The organism is Pseudomonas sp. NBRC 100443 (assembly GCF_030268185.1).
GTDB classification, from domain to species: domain Bacteria; phylum Pseudomonadota; class Gammaproteobacteria; order Pseudomonadales; family Pseudomonadaceae; genus Pseudomonas; species Pseudomonas citronellolis.
In genome coordinates this window covers 255121-271932 of sequence record NZ_BSQE01000009.1, presented here as the reverse complement: position 1 = coordinate 271932, position 16812 = coordinate 255121, and the positions used below count along the sequence as shown (strand labels likewise).

18 protein-coding genes are annotated in these 16812 nt (G+C 66.0%); 10 read left to right on the top strand and 8 right to left on the bottom strand.

What is annotated here, in order from left to right:
- The first annotated feature begins 16 nt into the window (after positions 1-16).
- From QSJ95_RS14605 to fdxA, 9 genes are all read left to right on the top strand, one after another.
- Complete coding sequence (locus QSJ95_RS14605) at positions 17-1114, top strand: DNA-methyltransferase (RefSeq protein WP_285643196.1); 1098 nt, start codon at positions 17-19, stop codon at positions 1112-1114.
- Positions 1111-1686 (top strand): hypothetical protein, encoded by a 576-nt coding sequence (locus tag QSJ95_RS14600; RefSeq protein WP_285643194.1) that lies wholly within the window; start codon positions 1111-1113, stop codon positions 1684-1686. The genes QSJ95_RS14605 and QSJ95_RS14600 overlap by 4 nt, the downstream gene beginning before the upstream one ends.
- Before the next feature lie 47 nt (positions 1687-1733).
- The gene (locus tag QSJ95_RS14595) at positions 1734-1955 is read left to right on the top strand and encodes a hypothetical protein (protein ID WP_285643191.1); all 222 of its coding nucleotides are present in this window, start codon (positions 1734-1736) and stop codon (positions 1953-1955) included.
- Between the two features lie 2 nt (positions 1956-1957).
- Positions 1958-3190: a hypothetical protein gene (locus tag QSJ95_RS14590; protein ID WP_285643189.1), complete on the top strand. Its 1233-nt coding sequence runs from the start codon at positions 1958-1960 to the stop codon at positions 3188-3190.
- The gene (locus QSJ95_RS14585; protein ID WP_285643187.1) at positions 3183-3305 is read left to right on the top strand and encodes a hypothetical protein; all 123 of its coding nucleotides are present in this window, start codon (positions 3183-3185) and stop codon (positions 3303-3305) included. Before QSJ95_RS14590 ends, QSJ95_RS14585 begins: the two co-directional genes overlap by 8 nt.
- Before the next feature lie 50 nt (positions 3306-3355).
- Complete coding sequence (locus tag QSJ95_RS14580) at positions 3356-3559, top strand: DUF4224 domain-containing protein (RefSeq protein WP_109933395.1); 204 nt, start codon at positions 3356-3358, stop codon at positions 3557-3559.
- A gap of 10 nt (positions 3560-3569) precedes the next feature.
- Entirely contained in the window at positions 3570-4550 is a 981-nt protein-coding gene (locus QSJ95_RS14575; protein ID WP_285643183.1) for a tyrosine-type recombinase/integrase, read from the top strand.
- A gap of 19 nt (positions 4551-4569) precedes the next feature.
- Positions 4570-7170, top strand: coding sequence for a DNA mismatch repair protein MutS (mutS, locus tag QSJ95_RS14570; protein WP_285643181.1), 2601 nt, complete (start codon positions 4570-4572; stop codon positions 7168-7170).
- Positions 7171-7236: 66 nt separating this feature from the next.
- Positions 7237-7560 carry a ferredoxin FdxA gene (gene fdxA, locus QSJ95_RS14565; protein ID WP_009616706.1) on the top strand — a complete coding sequence of 108 codons (324 nt, stop codon included), beginning with the start codon at positions 7237-7239 and terminating at the stop codon, positions 7558-7560.
- Between the two features lie 1032 nt (positions 7561-8592).
- Here fdxA and rpoS read toward each other — a convergent pair.
- From rpoS to QSJ95_RS14525, 8 genes are all read right to left on the bottom strand, one after another.
- Positions 8593-9594 carry an RNA polymerase sigma factor RpoS gene (rpoS, locus tag QSJ95_RS14560; protein ID WP_009616703.1) on the bottom strand — a complete coding sequence of 334 codons (1002 nt, stop codon included), beginning with the start codon at positions 9592-9594 and terminating at the stop codon, positions 8593-8595.
- 95 nt (positions 9595-9689) lie between these two features.
- The gene (locus QSJ95_RS14555; protein WP_052059035.1) at positions 9690-10568 is read right to left on the bottom strand and encodes a peptidoglycan DD-metalloendopeptidase family protein; all 879 of its coding nucleotides are present in this window, start codon (positions 10566-10568) and stop codon (positions 9690-9692) included.
- Positions 10569-10634: 66 nt separating this feature from the next.
- Entirely contained in the window at positions 10635-11270 is a 636-nt protein-coding gene (locus QSJ95_RS14550) for a protein-L-isoaspartate(D-aspartate) O-methyltransferase (RefSeq protein WP_099049128.1), read from the bottom strand.
- 22 nt (positions 11271-11292) lie between these two features.
- Positions 11293-12051 carry a 5'/3'-nucleotidase SurE gene (gene surE / locus QSJ95_RS14545; protein ID WP_043317806.1) on the bottom strand — a complete coding sequence of 253 codons (759 nt, stop codon included), beginning with the start codon at positions 12049-12051 and terminating at the stop codon, positions 11293-11295.
- Positions 12039-13097 carry a tRNA pseudouridine(13) synthase TruD gene (gene truD, locus QSJ95_RS14540; RefSeq protein WP_285643171.1) on the bottom strand — a complete coding sequence of 353 codons (1059 nt, stop codon included), beginning with the start codon at positions 13095-13097 and terminating at the stop codon, positions 12039-12041. The genes surE and truD overlap by 13 nt, the downstream gene beginning before the upstream one ends.
- Positions 13094-13567, bottom strand: a complete 474-nt coding sequence (ispF, locus tag QSJ95_RS14535; protein WP_285643169.1) for a 2-C-methyl-D-erythritol 2,4-cyclodiphosphate synthase — start codon at positions 13565-13567, stop codon at positions 13094-13096. The genes truD and ispF overlap by 4 nt, the downstream gene beginning before the upstream one ends.
- Positions 13568-13623: 56 nt before the next feature.
- Entirely contained in the window at positions 13624-14460 is an 837-nt protein-coding gene (gene fghA / locus QSJ95_RS14530; RefSeq protein WP_285643167.1) for an S-formylglutathione hydrolase, read from the bottom strand.
- Between the two features lie 92 nt (positions 14461-14552).
- Positions 14553-15665 carry an S-(hydroxymethyl)glutathione dehydrogenase/class III alcohol dehydrogenase gene (locus QSJ95_RS14525; RefSeq protein WP_285643165.1) on the bottom strand — a complete coding sequence of 371 codons (1113 nt, stop codon included), beginning with the start codon at positions 15663-15665 and terminating at the stop codon, positions 14553-14555.
- A 189-nt stretch (positions 15666-15854) separates the two neighbouring features.
- Here QSJ95_RS14525 and QSJ95_RS14520 point away from each other — a divergent pair, with 189 nt between their 5' ends.
- Positions 15855-16745: a LysR substrate-binding domain-containing protein gene (locus QSJ95_RS14520; protein WP_009616686.1), complete on the top strand. Its 891-nt coding sequence runs from the start codon at positions 15855-15857 to the stop codon at positions 16743-16745.
- The last annotated feature ends 67 nt before the right edge of the window (positions 16746-16812 follow it).

The window sequence follows — 16812 nt, the reverse complement described above, 5'->3', positions numbered from 1 at the left end:
TCTACCTGGAGAAACCATGACGCCAGCCCACCAGATACTGGTCGGCAACTGCCTGGAACTGCTCCGGGTGATGCCCGACGAATCGGTGCACTGCTGCATCACCAGCCCGCCCTACTTCGGCCTGCGCGACTACGGCGTCGACGGACAGATAGGCCTGGAAGAAACTCCGGCGGAATTCCTAGCCAAACTGGTCGAAGTGTTCCGCGAGGTGCGCCGAGTACTCCGCAAGGACGGCACGGCCTGGGTGAACATGGGCGATAGCTATGCCTCCATCGCCGGCGGGTACGCGCCGGAAGGTTCGGCAGGCAAGCACGACATCGTTTCGCGAAACACGCGCGGCGCGGTGCGGCGCGGCCACCGCCGAAACCCGGCGGAAGGCCTGAAGCAGAAAGACCTGATGGGCATACCTTGGCGCCTCGCTTTCGCCTTGCAAGACGACGGCTGGTATCTACGCCAGGACATCATCTGGCACAAGCCGAACCCCATGCCCGAGAGCGTGCGCGACCGCTGCACCAAGGCTCACGAATACCTGTTCCTGCTCAGCAAATCGCCGCGTTACTACTTCGACCGCGAAGCGATTGCAGAACCCTTGGCGCCGGCATCTGTTGCACGTCTGGCCCAGCCCGGCTGGGAAGACCAGCAAGGCTCGGCCAGGGTGCCGGGGAAAACCAACGGCGCCATGAAGGCCGTGGGCGGCAGCCGGAGCAAGCGCTACAGCTTCGCCCGGGAGACCAAGAACACCGCCGGCACCCATGGCCAGAAGGCCCAGCATCGGCCGGATCGCCCCGACATCGACTACAGCGAAACGCGGAACAAGCGCAGCGTCTGGTCGGTGTCCACGGCCGGATTCAAGGGGGCGCACTTCGCCACGTTCCCGCCGGACCTGATCCGGCCCTGCGTGCTCGCCGGCGCGCCGCGTGACGGCCTGATCCTCGATCCCTTCGGCGGAGCCGGCACCACCGGCCTCGTCGCCATGCAGGAGGGGCGCCGCTCGGTGCTCCTCGAACTCAACCCCGAGTATGCCGCGATCGCCCGCACCCGCCTGGCCACGGCATGGATTGAAGGCGCCGCACAACTCGACATTTTCAACGACACCAAGGAGCCCGCAGCATGAACGATGTGGCGGTTCTGTTCGCGCGCCAGGACAGCAACTACAAGGCCATGGCCGGAACCGACGTGTTTGACATCGACCGAGACGCTCGTACCTTTGCCGGTGGCGTGCCGGTGGTGGCGCACCCTCCGTGCCGGATGTGGGGGCGCCTTCGTCAGTTTGCGAAGGGGCGTCCTGACGAGAAGGCGCTGGGCATCTGGGCAGTCGACCAGGTCAGAACATGGGGTGGCGTGCTCGAGCACCCAGCGGAGAGCACATTGTTCAACCACTGCCGGATGCCACACCCTGGCGAATTCCCTGACGAGTTCGGCGGGTGGACCCTAGAGATTGAGCAGTTCCACTGGGGCCATCGCGCCGAAAAGGCTACGTGGCTCTACATCGTCGGCTGCTCGCCGTCTGACATCCCTGCGATTCCGCGACGCAGCGGGAAGCCAACTCATTGTGTCAGGCCAACCAGAAGCTATCCCCGCCTACCGTCGATCACCAAGGCCGAGCGCGAACATACGCCGCCGGCTCTGGCTGAATGGCTGGTTGAACTGGCCAGGCGAACCGTAAAGCACAGGCTCAGCGCCTGACCTACCCCACTCCCTGCCATTGCGCCACCTGGCGCGAGGTAACTTCCATGCCCCTCGACGAATCAGCCGTTCAGCGCGGTATCACCGAGCTGATCGCGAACCCGCACGCGCATTACCAGGCGCAGCTGGCTGAAGCTCTGTTCCACCAGCAGGCCCTGGACCTGATCAGGCGCATGAAATCCCACCTCACCAACGGAATCGGCGGCCAGCAGCTGAGCACAGAGGCTGCTGAGTTCATCGCCAAGCACACCGCGAGGACGAAAGTATGACCATGGCAATGGAACTGATACGCCACATCGCCGGACTCTACAGCGGAAAGGCCTTTCAGGGCGATCCCACCCAGGTCTACATCACCGGGAACGAAATCTGGATGGCACAGCAGATCCTCGCCTCGCAGCACACCGAACAGGCAGAGGGCGCGCAGGGGGAGCCGCTGTCGTACTGGGAGCCATGCAACCCGGCCTGTGATCCGGAGCTAAATGGGTTCCGTGATCGGAAGTGCAGCTGCGCACAAGCCCGCGCCGCCCTGGCGCAACCCTCCCCAGCGCCGGAGCTGGAGCTGGAGCGGCCGGAGGTGGTAGTCCGCGTGATCGATGCGAAACTGTCCGTCATGGAACAGAAAGCGAAGATCAATGACGGCGACGAACTGATGACCGTCGCCCAGCACGACCGCATCGTCGGGGCGCTCCAGCGTCAGGTATCGCTACTCGCGCTTGGTGCCGATCAGGCGATGGCACAGCGCGACGATGCCCTGGAAAAGATGGCGGAGCGGGAAGGGCAATCGGGAATCGAGTTTGTATATGACAGCGATGAGCTTGTCGCCGTGCCGCGCGGATTACTCGGCGCTGCCTGCCACGCGATAGACAAGAAGCGAGATGCGCCGCGCACCATTGCCAAGCTGCGCGAATATGCGCACGGACTTCCCGCACCGGTCGCCCAGGCTGGGCAGGTGCCGGAGTGGAGCAGCGCCAAGCCCACTGTCGAAGGAGCCTATTGGGTTCGCGGCAATGGCCTCGATGAGCCAGCGGTGATCCTTGTGAAACTTGATCAGGGTGAGTTGTGGTGCAACCTGCACATGAACAACACCGAGACCGACTTCGGATACGGCTACACCATCGCTCAGTTGAGCAGCGAATTCGAATGGTTCGGGCCGCTCGCCGCCGCCCCGGTCGCCCAGGCTGGGCAGGTGCCCCAGGCCTGGCTCGACGTGCAGGCCGAGCGGCGCCGCCAGGTGGCGGCCGAGGGCTGGACGCCGGAGCACGACAACGAGCACGACCACGGCCAGATGGCCCGCGCCGCCGCCTGCTACGCCCTGGCCGGCTCCAGCGCGGCGGATGATAAAACCACAGCTCTGCTGGTGTCACTGGCCTGGCCGTGGGACCAGCAATGGTGGAAGCCGACCACCGCGCGCCGCGACCTGGTCAAGGCCTGCGCCCTGACGCTGGCCGAGATCGAGCGCCTGGACCGTGCTGCCGCGCCGACGGCAGGAGGGAGCGATGCGTAGAGCCCTGATCCTCGCCGCCGGCGGCGCCCTGCTCGGCCTCGCGGTCGCCGGCGCGATCATCGCCATCCCGCTTGTCCCGGCCTTCGCCGCCATGCAGTGGAACTGCGGCTTCTAGCTCAATCCCCATTCATTCCGCGCCGGCTGCTGGCGCGGCGAGGTATTGCCATGTTCATGACGCCTGAAGAGGTGGCCGACCTGACCGGTCGCACCCGCGCCAGCGCGCAAATTCGCTGGCTCGATGAGCATCGTTTCGGCTATGTGGTCGGCGCCGACGGTCGCCCCAAGGTCCTGCGGGAAGTTGTGCTTTCACGACTAGGATCAAATCAGCAGCAGAAGAAAGAGCCGCGCCTGCGCCTGACGGGCTCGTGAGGAGGGAGGCATGCGCCCGAGGAAGAAGGACCGGCACCTGCCGCAGTGCATGTACCACAAGCACGGGGCCTACTACCTGGTGCGGAAAAGCAAGTGGTTGCGCTTGGGCGAGGACTACCAGGAGTCGCTTTTGGAGTACGCCCGCAAAATGTCGCAGGCAACGCAGGGCGGCATGCCTGACCTGATCGATCGGGCCATGAAGTACCACTTCAAGAAGAAGAAACTGGCGGCCAACACTGTGCTGCAGTACGAGGCGGCGGCGGAGCGCCTGAAGGAAATCTTCGCCGAGTTCGATCCGAAGCAGGTAATGCCGAAGCACATCGCGGCGGTGAAGATGGACCTGGTGAACACTCCAAACATGTGCAACCGGATTCTGTCTGTCGCCCGAATCATCTTCGGCTATGGGCTGGAGTGGCAGGAAGTGGACTCGAACCCCTGCATTGGGGTTAGCCGCCACGAGGAGGGAAGGCGCGATCGCTACATCACGGACGGGGAGTTCGCGGCTCTGCTCAATGCCGCCAGCCCTTACATCAGGTGCATCCTCGAAATGGCCTACCTGACCGGCCAGCGCATCAGCGATGTTCTGGCTATCCACCTGAGTGACATCTCCCAGGATGGCGTGGCGTTCATCCAGCAGAAGACTGGCGCCAAACTCATAGTGGCCATGACGCCGGACCTTGAGGAGGTGATTGCCAGGGCGAAGGCGCTCCCGCGAAAGGTTCGCACCCTGACGCTGTTCTGCTCGCGCGCCGGAAAGCCCGTCAGCTACGCCACGGTGAAGATGGCTTTCAGGGTGTTGAGGGAGAAGACGGGCATCACCGACGTCACCATCCACGACATCCGGGCAAAGTCGCTGACGGACGCCGACAAGGAAGGGAAGAACGCACAGACGCTTGGCGGCCATTCCGATCCAAAGATGACGGCACGATACTTGCGCGGGCGGTTGCCGAAGATCGCTCAGGCCCCGACAATGCCTGTCAAAGTGCGCTGAGTATTAGACAAACACCCCTATGTCAAAAAGACAGACCTTCCCCGAGCCTAGTGGTGACGGGCTCGCGGCTCACACCCCAATGATGCAGCAATACTGGAAGCTGAAGAGACAGCATCCGGAACAACTGCTGTTCTACCGCATGGGCGACTTCTACGAGCTGTTCTACGAGGACGCCAAGAAGGCCGCCAAGCTGCTCGACATCACCCTCACCACCCGCGGCCAGTCCGCCGGCACGCCGATTCCCATGGCCGGCATCCCCTTCCACGCCGTGGAGGGCTACCTGGCCAAGCTGGTCAAGCTGGGCGAGTCGGTGGCCATCTGCGAACAGATCGGCGACCCGGCCACCAGCAAGGGCCCGGTGGAGCGCCAGGTGGTGCGCATCATCACCCCCGGCACGGTCAGCGACGAGGCGCTGCTCGACGAGCGCCGCGACAACCTGCTGGCCGCCCTGCTGGGCGACGAGCGGCTGTTCGGCCTGGCGGTGCTGGACATCACCAGCGGCCGCTTCAGCGTCCAGGAAATCCGCGGCTGGGAAACCCTGCTGGCCGAGCTGGAGCGCCTGAACCCCGCGGAACTGCTGATCCCCGATGACTGGCCCGCCGGCCTGCCGGCGGAGAAGCGCCGTGGCGTGCGGCGCCGCGCGCCCTGGGACTTCGACCGCGACTCGGCATTCAAGAGCCTCTGCCAGCAATTCGCCACCCAGGACCTGAAGGGCTTCGGTTGCCAGGACCTGACCCTGGCCATCGGCGCCGCCGGCTGCCTGCTGGCCTACGCCAAGGAAACCCAGCGCACCGCCCTGCCGCACCTGCGCAGCCTGCGCCACGAGCGCCTGGACGACACCGTCATCCTCGACGGCGCCAGCCGCCGCAACCTGGAGCTGGACACCAACCTCTCCGGCGGCCGCGACAACACCCTGCAATCGGTGGTGGACCGCTGCCAGACCGCCATGGGCAGCCGCCTGCTGACGCGCTGGCTGAACCGCCCGCTACGCGACCGCGCCGTACTGGAGGCCCGCCAGGAATCCATTGCCTGCCTGCTGGAACGCTACCGTTTCGAGAACCTTCAGCCACAGCTGAAGGAAATCGGTGACGTCGAGCGCATCCTCGCCCGTATCGGTCTGCGCAACGCCCGCCCGCGCGACCTGGCGCGCCTGCGCGACGCCCTGGCCGCCCTGCCGGAGCTGCAACGCGGCATGACCGAGCTGGAAGCTCCGCACCTGGGCGAACTGGCCGCCAGCATCCGCACCTACCCGGAACTGGCCGACCTGCTGGCGCGCGCGATCATCGACAACCCGCCGGCGGTGATCCGCGACGGCGGCGTCATCAAGCGCGGCTACGACGCCGAGCTGGACGAACTGCAGACACTCAGCGAGAACGCCGGCCAGTACCTGATGGACCTGGAGATCCGCGAGAAGGAACGCACCGGGCTGTCGGGTCTGAAGGTCGGCTACAACCGCATCCATGGCTACTACATCGAGCTGCCGCGCATGCAGGCCGAGCAGGCGCCGGCCGATTACCAGCGGCGCCAGACGCTGAAGGGCGCCGAACGCTTCATCACCCCGGAGCTGAAGGCCTTCGAGGACAAGGCGCTGTCCGCCCAGAGCCGCGCCCTGGCCCGCGAGAAGCAGCTCTACGAGGAACTGGTGGAACTGCTGATCGCCCAGTTGGCGCCGCTGCAGGACACCGCCGCCGCCCTGGCCGAACTGGACGTGCTGGCGAACCTGGCCGAGCGCGCGCTGAACCTCGACCTGAACCGCCCGCGCTTCGTCGAGGAGTCGGGCATCCTCATCGAGCAGGGCCGCCACCCGGTGGTGGAGCAGGTGCTGGACACGCCCTTCGTGGCCAACGACCTGAAGCTCGACGAAGACACCCGCATGCTGGTGATCACCGGTCCGAACATGGGCGGTAAATCCACCTACATGCGGCAAACGGCGCTGATCGTGCTGCTGGCGCACATCGGTAGCTTCGTCCCGGCGGCGCGCTGCGAGTTGTCGCTGGTGGACCGCATCTTCACCCGTATCGGTTCCTCCGACGACCTCGCCGGCGGCCGTTCCACCTTCATGGTGGAGATGAGCGAAACCGCCAACATCCTGCACAACGCCACCGACCGCAGCCTGGTGCTGATGGACGAAGTGGGCCGCGGCACCAGCACCTTCGACGGCCTGTCGCTGGCCTGGTCCGCCGCCGAGCACCTGGCGCACCTGCGCGCCTTCACCCTGTTCGCCACCCACTATTTCGAGCTGACCGTGCTGCCGGAAAGCGAACCGGTGGTGGCCAACGTGCACCTGAACGCCACCGAGCACAACGAGCGCATCGTCTTCCTGCACCACGTGCTGCCCGGCCCGGCGAGCCAGAGCTACGGCCTGGCGGTGGCGCAACTGGCCGGCGTGCCCGGCCCGGTGATCCTGCGCGCCCGCGAGCACCTGGCGCGCCTGGAAACCACCAGCCTGCCCCACGAGGCGCCGCGCCAGGAGGCCGGCCAGCCCGCCGCGCCGATGCAGAGCGACCTGTTCGCCAGCCTGCCGCACCCGCTGATCGACGAGCTTGCACGCATCAAACCCGATGACCTGACACCGCGCCAGGCGCTCGATTTGTTATATGCATGGAAGACGCGAATCTGACGGACAGCGGAACAAGCTGCTAGAATCGCGCGCGCTTAGCCGCCCGCCTGAGGAGAGAATTAGAAAATGACCTTCGTCGTCACCGACAACTGCATCAAGTGCAAATACACCGACTGCGTGGAAGTCTGCCCGGTGGACTGCTTCTACGAAGGCCCGAACTTCCTGGTGATTCACCCGGATGAGTGCATCGACTGCGCCCTGTGCGAACCGGAATGCCCGGCACAGGCGATCTTCTCCGAGGACGAGGTCCCGGAGAACATGCAGGAGTTCATCGAGCTGAACAAGGATCTGGCCGAGGTCTGGCCGAACATCACCGAGAAGAAGGACCCGTTGCCGGATGCGGAAGAGTGGGACGGCGTCGCCGACAAGCTCAAGCACCTGGAGCGCTGATCGCTTCCTCCAAGCTCCAAGGCCCGCCTCGCGCGGGCCTTGTGCCATCTGTGACGGCACTTTTTCGCGGGCAAAAAAAAGGGGCGGGATGGCCCGCCCTTTTTTCCCTACCCCATCATCCTGATGAATCGCATCCCGCGACATCCTGACCGGCATCCCTGTCGGCCTGCGTCATTCCCTGTACGCAAGAGTGATATTAGCTTTCCGTACAAAAGCGGCAAGCGGCTGCGGGTCGCACCCCGGTAGGGCCAGGATTAGCGCAGTCGAAAATAAAGCCCTTTAAATTCAATTGGTTATTTATAAAGACTGAAGAAAAGAGCCCCTTGCCGGCAAGCCGAATCGTCAAAGGCTCACAGCACGTGTAAGCGATGACTTACAAAACCAAACTCAAAAACTGCTGTCTCGCCTGGTTCGAGCGGCCGGGGAGTCCGCTCCTACCGCATGAGCGAGCATGGCTTTTCGTAGGGTAGTGTTGAGCGAAGCGATACCCATCAGCGCAACCGCATGGGTTTCGCAAGCTCGAAGCTCGGGCGTAGGAGCAACTGTCTGCGTCGAGGTGCGTAGGATGGGCTGAGCTTGCGAAACCCATCGGGCCATGGTGATGGGTATCGCTTCGCTCAACCCATCCTACGGGGCTTTCCTGGAACTGTAGGAGCGGGCCCTGCCCGCGATTCGCGCGCAGGGCGCACTCCTACAGGGGGCATAGCATGGGTGGGGCAGCGTAGGAGCGGATCTCATCCGCGAATCGCGCCGATACGTCCGGCCATCGCGGACAAGGTCCGCTCCTACGGGGGAGGAATGCCGTGCTTCCCGGCTGCCTGTATGTCCGCGATTGGATACGCCGGACGCACCGGTGGCACGAACGGCCCCCTCTCCCGCTTGCGGGAGAGGGTTGGGGAGAGGGCGCTCTTGGAACCCGGCACAACAACCATCGGCAAACCCCATTCGCGGCAAGACCCGCTCCCACAATTGGCACAGGCGAAAAAAAGCCCGGCAACCAACGCTCCGGGCTCTTTCGTTGCGGGCGACGCCTTACTGGAACAGCGCGTCGCTCGACAGGCCGTTCTTCTCCAGGATCTCCCGCAGACGCTTGAGCGCCTCGACCTGGATCTGCCGCACCCGCTCGCGGGTCAGGCCGATTTCCTGGCCGACCTCTTCCAGGGTGCTGCTTTCGTGGCCGCGCAGGCCGAAGCGGCGGATCACCACCTCGCGCTGCTTGTCGGTCAACTCGGACAGCCACTGGTCGATGCTCTGGCTCAGATCGTCATCCTGCAGCAGTTCGCAGGGGTCGGTGGGACGATCGTCGGTCAGGGTGTCGAGCAGCGTCTTGTCCGAATCCGGGCCGAGGGACACGTCCACCGAAGTCACCCGCTCGTTGAGGCCGAGCATGCGCTTGACCTCGTCGACCGGCTTCTCCAGCAGGTTGGCGATTTCCTCGGGGGACGGCTCGTGGTCCAGCTTGTGCGTCAGCTCGCGGGCCGCGCGCAGGTAGACGTTGAGTTCCTTGACCACGTGGATCGGCAGGCGGATGGTGCGGGTCTGGTTCATGATGGCCCGTTCGATGGTCTGGCGAATCCACCATGTCGCGTAGGTGGAGAAGCGGAAACCCCGTTCCGGATCGAACTTCTCCACCGCCCGGATCAACCCCAGGTTGCCCTCCTCGATCAGGTCGAGCAGGGACAGGCCGCGGTTGACGTAGCGCCGGGCGATCTTCACCACCAGGCGCAGGTTGCTTTCGATCATGCGCCGACGCCCGGCGGGATCGCCCCTTTGCGCGAGCCGCGCGAAGTGGACCTCCTCCTCGGGAGTCAGCAGTGGGGAAAAACCGATTTCGTTGAGGTAGAGCTGCGTGGCATCCAGCGCCCGGCTGTAATCGATGTGCTTGTGCTGCTTCGATGACAGCGAACTGGCCTTGCCGGTGACCTGAAGTGAGACCTGCTCTTCGGCAAGTGACTCGTCGAATGTGATGGCGGGCTCCAGCAACAGCAGCTCGTCATCCACGTCAAACTCCGGCCCTTCTTTTTTGAGTGCCATGTCGTTATCCCTTGCTGAGTTCGACAACAAGCCCGGACGAATCCATATCCTTGGGACGTCCAAGCCCGCTCACCCACGCGGGATGCGGCGGTCGATCAACGAGGTGGCAGGTATTGCAAGGGGTCCACGGGTTTGCCCTGACGGCGAATCTCGAAGTGCAGCTTCACCCGGTCCGTGCCCGTGGAGCCCATCTCGGCAATGCTCTGCCCGACCTTGACCTGTTGCCCTTCCCGAACGAGCAGCCTGCGGTTGTGGCCGTAGGCACTCACGTAGGTATCGCTGTGCTTGATGATCACGAGTTCGCCGTAGCCCCGCAAACCACTACCGGCGTACACAACCGTGCCATTCGACGCAGCCAGGACAGGCTGGCCCAATTGCCCGGCTATATCAATCCCTTTATTCAAACTCCCGTTTGATGCAAAGCGGCCTATCAAAGTGCCACTGGTCGGCCACATCCAGCCCTCCACGCCCTTGCCGGAAGCCTGCGAAGGGGCAGTGCTGGCGGGGGGTGTCGAATTGCTGACGGTAGCCGCGGGAGCGGGCTTGGCCGGTGCCGGAGAACCGGCGGCGGGCTTGCCGACCACCACCGGCGCGACGGACGGTGTGGTTTTGGCGACGACGGGCTGTGCCGAGGTGCTGGAGCCGGCACCGCCGAAGCGGATGGCCTGCCCCGGGCGGATGGTGTAGGGCGGCGGGATGTTGTTGTGCGCGGCCAGGGCCTTCCAGTCCCAGCCGTAGCGGAAGGCGATCGAGTACAGGGTGTCGCCGCGGCGCACCACGTACTGCCCGCTGGTGGTCGCCGGCGTGCGATCGGCCTGGTTGCGGTCGACCACCTTGACCTTGCCCCCGGAGGAGGATGCGCAGGCCGCGAGCAGGGAACAGAATGCTGCCGCCAGCAGCATGCGCACGCCGCTCCGAATCCAGATCCATTGTTTCTGGGCCGCGATAGGGCTCACCCCTTCCCCCTTATCCATCGAATATGTGCCCGGCATCTCGCCGTTATGCTCCCCCTGGCTGCGCGACGGCGCTCCCGCCGCCGCTCAGCCCAGGGGGCCGTTGAGCAGGGGAACGAAGCGCACCGAATCCAGCACGCGCCGGTCGAATCCGTCGCCGGTGCGCTCGATCAGCATCAGTTGCTGCACTTCGCCGCTACCCACCGGGATCACCAGGCGCCCGCCCGGCGCCAGCTGGTCGAGCAGCGCCTGCGGGACCTCGGCGGCTGCCGCGGTGACGATGATACCGTTGTACGGTGCCAGCGCCGACCAGCCTTCCCAGCCATCCCCCCAGCGAAAGACAACATTTCTCAGGTTTAGCTCCGCAAGGCGCTCCTTGGCGCGGTCCTGCAGGGCCTGAATCCGCTCGACGGAGAACACCCGCTCGACCAGTTGCGCCAGCACCGCGGTCTGGTAGCCGGAGCCGGTGCCGATCTCCAGCACCTTGTCCAGGGGGCCGGCGGCCAGCAGCAGCTCGGTCATCCGCGCCACCATGAAGGGTTGCGAGATGGTCTGATTGTGGCCGATGGGCAGCGCGGTGTCCTCGTAGGCGCGGTGCGACAGCGCCTCGTCGACGAACAGGTGGCGCGGCGTGCGGCGGATCACCTCGAGCACCCGGGCGTTGGACAGGCCTTCCTCGTACAGGCGCTGGATCAGCCGTTCGCGGGTGCGCTGGGAGGTCATGCCGATGCCGCGGCGACTCAGTTCATCGGCCATGGTCCAGCCCTCCGATCCAGTCCTGCAGTCCATTGAACGCCTCGCGGAAGGTTCGGTCCAGTTGCAGCGGCGTGACCGAGACATAGCCCTGCATCACCGCATGGAAGTCAGTGCCCTCGCCGCCGTCCTCGACATCACCGGCTGCCGCGATCCAGTAGCCTTCGCGCCCGCGCGGGTTGACCACCTTGACCGGCGCCGCGGCGCGCTTGCGGTGGCCCAGGCGGGTCAGCTGGACGCCGCGGATGCGTTCCAGCGGCAGGTTCGGGATGTTGACGTTGAGTACGGTGCGCGGCGGCAGTTCGAGCCGCTCGTGGTTCTGCACCAGCAGGCGGGCGAAGTGCATGGCGCTGTAGAGGTTGTCCGGCTGGCGCGAGAGCAGCGAGAAGGCGAACGCCGGCCGCTCCAGGAAGCGGCCCTCGATGGCGGCGGCCACGGTGCCGGAATAGAGCACGTCGTCGCCCAGGTTGGCGCCCAGGTTGATACCCGAGACGACCATGTCCGGCAAGGTGTCCAGCAGGCCGTTGAGGCCCAGGTGCACGCAGTCGGTCGGCGTACCGTCGACGCCGATGAATCCATTGCTCAGGCGCTGCGCGTGCAGCGGCCGGTCCAGGGTCAGCGAGCTGCTGGCGCCGCTGCGGTCCTGTTCGGGAGCGATCACCACGCATTCGGCATGTTCGCTCAGCGCGTCGTAAAGCGCGGCGATACCGGGTGCGTTCACCCCGTCGTCGTTGGCAATCAGTATGCGCATGGGTTTTCCGTCTGCCCTGCCGGTACCAGCTCGACCAGCTCGCGCACGACGACGGTGGCGAAGCAGCCTGCCGGCAGGACGAATTCCAGTTGCAGAATGTCAGGGGCCGGATAATGCCATGCCAGGGCCTGGATGGGGAGGCGCAGGATGCGCCGTTCGTGCGCCAGGTCAGCATTGCCCAGCCACTGGCAAAGCGCCACTTCGGCGGCGCCCACGGCATTTTCCAGCTCGCCGCTGGCACCGCCGGCCGGCGAGGCACCCTTGCCCCAGAGCGGCCCGGTGGGGTGCAGGTCGAGTTCGGCCAGGCGCGGGTCGGCGCATTCCGCCTCGCCCGCCGGGAAGAAACTGCGGCTGTCGGTGAAGGCCAGCAGGTCGCCGACCTGGGCGCGGTTCCAGCTACCGTCCGTCACCCGCCGCGCCAGCACTTGGTTGAACAGGTAGCTGCGCCCGGCGGAGAGCAGCCGCGAACGCAGGTTGCGCTGCTCCGGCAGGATGCCGCGCTCGGCACAGCTGCGGGCGTCCACGACGTTGCCGCCGTCGAAGCCGAAGCGCTGGCTGCCGAAATAGTTGGGCACGCCCTCGGCGGCGATACGTCGCAGCCGCTCGTCGAGCGTCTGGTGCTCGCCTTGCAGTTGCGTCAGGCGCAGGGTGAAGCCGTTGGCCGCGTGGGCGCCACGCTGCAGCTTGCGCTGGTGGCGGGTGCGCTTGAGGATGCGTAGGGCGTCGTCCTCGGCCGCGGCCAGGTCGGGGTCGGCCTTGCCCGGCAGGTGCAGGCTGAACCACTGGCGCGTCAGGGCCTGGCGATCCTTGAGCCCGGCATAGCTGATCAGCCGTTGCGACACTCCAGCCGCACGGGCCAGGCGGCGCGCGGCCTCCTCGGTGTTCAGCCCGCGCTTCTCCACCCACAGCCAGAGGTGTTCGCCTTCGCCGGACAGCGGGATGTCCAGCACCTCGTCGACCTGGAAGTCCTCGGCCACCGCCTTGAGCACCGCCCGCCCGCAGGGTTCGCCATGGGCGCGCGGGCCCAGCAGTTCCAGTTCGGTCATGGAAGGACCAGCAGGGCGACGGCGTGCACCGCGATGCCTTCCTCGCGCCCGGTGAAGCCGAGCTTCTCGGTGGTGGTGGCCTTGACGTTGACCTGTTCGAGGTCGACCTGCAGGTCCTCGGCGATGCTGCCGCGCATGGCTTCGATGTGCGGCGCCATCTTCGGCGCCTGGGCGATGATGGTGGCGTCGACGTTGCCGATCACGTAGCCCTTCCCGTGCACCAGGGCCACCACGTGGCGCAGCAGCGCGCGGCTGTCGGCGCCCTTGAAACGCGGATCGGTATCGGGGAAGTGCTTGCCGATGTCCCCCAGGGCGCAGGCGCCAAGCAGCGCGTCGCTCAGCGCGTGCAGCAGCACGTCGCCGTCGGAGTGGGCGACGAGCCCGAACTTGTGGGGGATGCGCACGCCGCCGAGGGTGATGAAGTCGCCCTCGCCGAAGCGGTGTACGTCGTAGCCATGGCCGATACGCATAGAAAAACGCCCTGAGTCAGTCAGGGCGTCGATTCTACCGGAAAGCCGCGACGCCTTCAGGACAGCGCCCGCGCGTGGTGGCGCAGGTGGTCGTCGATGAAGCTGGCGATGAAGTAGTAGCTGTGGTCGTAGCCCGGTTGCAGGCGCAGCTCCAGCGGGTGCCCCGCCGCTTCCGCCGCCTGGCGCAGGGCCTCGGGCTTGAGCTGGGTGGCGAGGAAGTCGTCGCGCTCGCCCTGGTCGACCAGGATCGGCAGGCGCTCGCTCGCGCCGGCCAGCAGCTCGCAGGCATCCCACTCGGCCCAGGCGCTGCGGTCCTCGCCCAGGTAGCGGCCGAAGGCCTTCTGCCCCCAGGGGCAGTCGCTGGGATGAGCGATGGGCGCGAAGGCCGACAGCGACTGGTAGCGCCCCGGATTGCGCAGCGCGCAGACCAGCGCGCCGTGGCCACCCATGGAGTGCCCGGCGATGCCACGGCGGCTGGATACCGGGAAGTTGTCCTCGATCAGCGCCGGCAGCTCGTGCACCACGTAGTCGTGCATGCGGTAGTTGCGCGCCCAGGGTTCCTGGGTGGCGTTGAGGTAGAAGCCGGCGCCCAGGCCGAAGTCCCAGGCGCCCTCCGGGTCGCCCGGCACGTCCGCGCCGCGCGGGCTGGTGTCCGGCGCCACTATCACCAGGCCCAGTTCGGCGGCCAGGCGCTGGGCGCCGGCCTTCTGCATGAAGTTCTCGTCGGTGCAGGTCAGCCCCGACAGCCAGTAGAGCACCGGCAGTCCGGCCTCGGGCTCGGCCTGGGGCGGGAGGTAGATGGCGAACACCATGTCGCAGCCGAGCGCCTGGGAACGGTGGCGGTAGCGCTGGTGCCAGCCGCCGAAGCTCTTGGTGCTGGAGACGATTTCCATAAAAAGCTCCGTGTAAGGACGAGGAAAGCGCTGGAGGCTGGACGAAAAAGCGCTACGTATAGCCTTCAGCCTCCAGCGCTCTCGTCGGCTTTTCAGTAATGGATGACCGAGCGGATGCTCTTGCCTTCGTGCATCAGGTCGAAGGCCTCGTTGATCTTGTCCAGGCCCATGGTGTGGGTGATGAAGGTGTCCAGCGGGATCTCGCCCTTCTGCGCCTTCTCCACGTAGCTGGGCAGCTCGGTGCGGCCGCGCACGCCGCCGAACGCCGAACCGCGCCAGACGCGCCCGGTGACCAGTTGGAACGGCCGGGTGCTGATTTCCTGGCCGGCGCCGGCGACGCCGATGATGGTCGACTCGCCCCAGCCCTTGTGGCAGCACTCCAGCGCTGCGCGCATCAGCTGCACGTTGCCGACGCACTCGAAGGAGTAGTCCACGCCGCCGTCGGTCATCTCGACGATGACCTCCTGGATCGGCTTCTGGTGGTCCTTCGGATTGACGAAGTCGGTGGCGCCCAGTTCCTTGGCGATGTCGAACTTGGCCGGGTTGATGTCGACGGCGATGATCCGCGAGGCCTTGGCCATCTTGGCGCCGATGATCGCCGCAAGGCCGATGCCGCCCAGGCCGAAGATGGCCACGGTGGCGCCCTCTTCCACCTTGGCGGTGTTGAGCACGGCGCCGATGCCGGTGGTGACGCCGCAGCCGAGCAGGCAGACCTTCTCCAGCGGGGCGTCCTTGGGAATCTTGGCCAGGGAGATTTCCGGCAGCACGGTGTATTCGGAGAAGGTCGAGCAGCCCATGTAGTGGTAGATCGGCTGGCCGTTGTAGGAGAAGCGGCTGGTGCCGTCGGGCATCAGGCCCTTGCCCTGGGTGGCGCGCACGGCCTGGCAGAGATTGGTCTTGCCGGATTTGCAGAATTTGCACTCGCGGCATTCGGCGGTGTACAGCGGGATCACGTGGTCGCCGACCTGCAGCGAGGTCACGCCCTCGCCCACCGCTTCGACGATGCCGCCACCCTCGTGGCCGAGGATGCACGGGAAGACGCCTTCGGAATCCTCGCCGGACAGGGTGTAGGCGTCGGTGTGGCAGACCCCGGTGGCGACGATGCGTACCAGCACCTCGCCCTTCTTCGGCGGCGCCACGTCCACCTCGACCACCTGCAGCGGCTGGTTGGGGGCGAAGGCGACGGCGGCACGGGACTTGATCATCTCGGAACTCCTGGCGGGTTGATGCATGGGCCTCCGCCTTCGGGGCGGAAGCGGCCGGCGATGGATGCCGGCGGAAACCGGGTGGCCCGGCGAAAAACGCAGGGCACAGCCTTGGAAGTGTAGAAAAGTGCCTGGAAAGAAATAATCAGGCAATAATCAAAACTTTATTGCCATACAGGGACAATCCAGATGAATCGCTGGGAAGGCCTCGACGAATTCGTCGCGGTGGCGGAAACCGGGCAGTTCACCGCCGCCGCCGAACGCCTGGGCGTGTCCTCCTCCCACGTCAGCCGGCAGATCGCCCGCCTGGAGGAACGCCTGCAGACCCGTCTGCTCTACCGCAGCACCCGCCGCGTGTCGCTGAGCGAAGCCGGGCAGACCTTCCTGCAGCACTGCCAGCGCCTGCAGGACGCCCGCGACGAGGCGCTGCGCGCGGTCAGCGACCTCTCCGCCGAGCCCAAGGGCCTGCTGCGCATGACCTGCGCGGTGGCCTACGGCGAGCGCTTCGTGGTGCCGCTGGTGAACGCCTTCATGGCCGACTACCCGCAGCTGCGGGTGGACATCGAGCTGTCCAACCGCCAGCTCGACCTGCTCCACGAGGGCTTCGACCTGGCCATCCGCCTCGGCCGCCTGAGCGACTCGCGCCTGGTGGCCACGCGCCTGGCGCCGCGGCTGATGTACCTGTGCGCCACGCCCGGCTATCTGGAGCGCCACGGCGCGCCGCGCTCGCCGGCGGAACTGGCGCAGCACAACTGCCTGGTGGGCAGCAGCGACATCTGGACCTTCCTGGAGGACAGCCGCGAGACGCAGCACCGCGTGCAGGGCAACTGGCGCTGCAACAGCGGCCAGGCGGTGCTCGACGCCGCGCTGCGCGGTTTCGGCCTGTGCCAGTTGCCGGACTACTACGTGCTGGAGCACCTGCGCAGCGGGCGGCTGGTTTCCCTGCTGGAGGAGCACCAGCCGCCGAACACCGCGGTCTGGGCGCTGTACCCGCAGCAGCGGCACCTGTCGCCGAAGGTGCGGCAACTGGTGGACTTCCTCAAGGACGGCCTGCAGCGGACGCATCCGGGGTTGTCCTGAAACAGGGTGGTTTCCGGCAATTCGGTTAGAATTACCGGTTTACCACGCTACCCTGCCAAGGATGCCG

Bases quoted from the DNA above. Each gene is read 5' to 3' on its own strand.
- QSJ95_RS14605 (WP_285643196.1), top strand. From the start codon at position 17: ATGACGCCAGCCCACCAGATACTGGTCGGCAACTGCCTGGAACTGCTC.
- QSJ95_RS14600 (WP_285643194.1), top strand. From the start codon at position 1,111: ATGAACGATGTGGCGGTTCTGTTCGCGCGCCAGGACAGCAACTACAAG.
- QSJ95_RS14595 (WP_285643191.1), top strand. From the start codon at position 1,734: ATGCCCCTCGACGAATCAGCCGTTCAGCGCGGTATCACCGAGCTGATC.
- QSJ95_RS14590 (WP_285643189.1), top strand. From the start codon at position 1,958: ATGGCAATGGAACTGATACGCCACATCGCCGGACTCTACAGCGGAAAG.
- QSJ95_RS14585 (WP_285643187.1), top strand. From the start codon at position 3,183: ATGCGTAGAGCCCTGATCCTCGCCGCCGGCGGCGCCCTGCTCGGCCTC.
- QSJ95_RS14580 (WP_109933395.1), top strand. From the start codon at position 3,356: ATGTTCATGACGCCTGAAGAGGTGGCCGACCTGACCGGTCGCACCCGC.
- QSJ95_RS14575 (WP_285643183.1), top strand. From the start codon at position 3,570: ATGCGCCCGAGGAAGAAGGACCGGCACCTGCCGCAGTGCATGTACCAC.
- mutS (WP_285643181.1), top strand. From the start codon at position 4,570: ATGTCAAAAAGACAGACCTTCCCCGAGCCTAGTGGTGACGGGCTCGCG.
- fdxA (WP_009616706.1), top strand. From the start codon at position 7,237: ATGACCTTCGTCGTCACCGACAACTGCATCAAGTGCAAATACACCGAC.
- rpoS (WP_009616703.1), bottom strand. From the start codon at position 9,594: ATGGCACTCAAAAAAGAAGGGCCGGAGTTTGACGTGGATGACGAGCTG.
- QSJ95_RS14555 (WP_052059035.1), bottom strand. From the start codon at position 10,568: ATGGATAAGGGGGAAGGGGTGAGCCCTATCGCGGCCCAGAAACAATGG.
- QSJ95_RS14550 (WP_099049128.1), bottom strand. From the start codon at position 11,270: ATGACCTCCCAGCGCACCCGCGAACGGCTGATCCAGCGCCTGTACGAG.
- surE (WP_043317806.1), bottom strand. From the start codon at position 12,051: ATGCGCATACTGATTGCCAACGACGACGGGGTGAACGCACCCGGTATC.
- truD (WP_285643171.1), bottom strand. From the start codon at position 13,097: ATGACCGAACTGGAACTGCTGGGCCCGCGCGCCCATGGCGAACCCTGC.
- ispF (WP_285643169.1), bottom strand. From the start codon at position 13,567: ATGCGTATCGGCCATGGCTACGACGTACACCGCTTCGGCGAGGGCGAC.
- fghA (WP_285643167.1), bottom strand. From the start codon at position 14,460: ATGGAAATCGTCTCCAGCACCAAGAGCTTCGGCGGCTGGCACCAGCGC.
- QSJ95_RS14525 (WP_285643165.1), bottom strand. From the start codon at position 15,665: ATGATCAAGTCCCGTGCCGCCGTCGCCTTCGCCCCCAACCAGCCGCTG.
- QSJ95_RS14520 (WP_009616686.1), top strand. From the start codon at position 15,855: ATGAATCGCTGGGAAGGCCTCGACGAATTCGTCGCGGTGGCGGAAACC.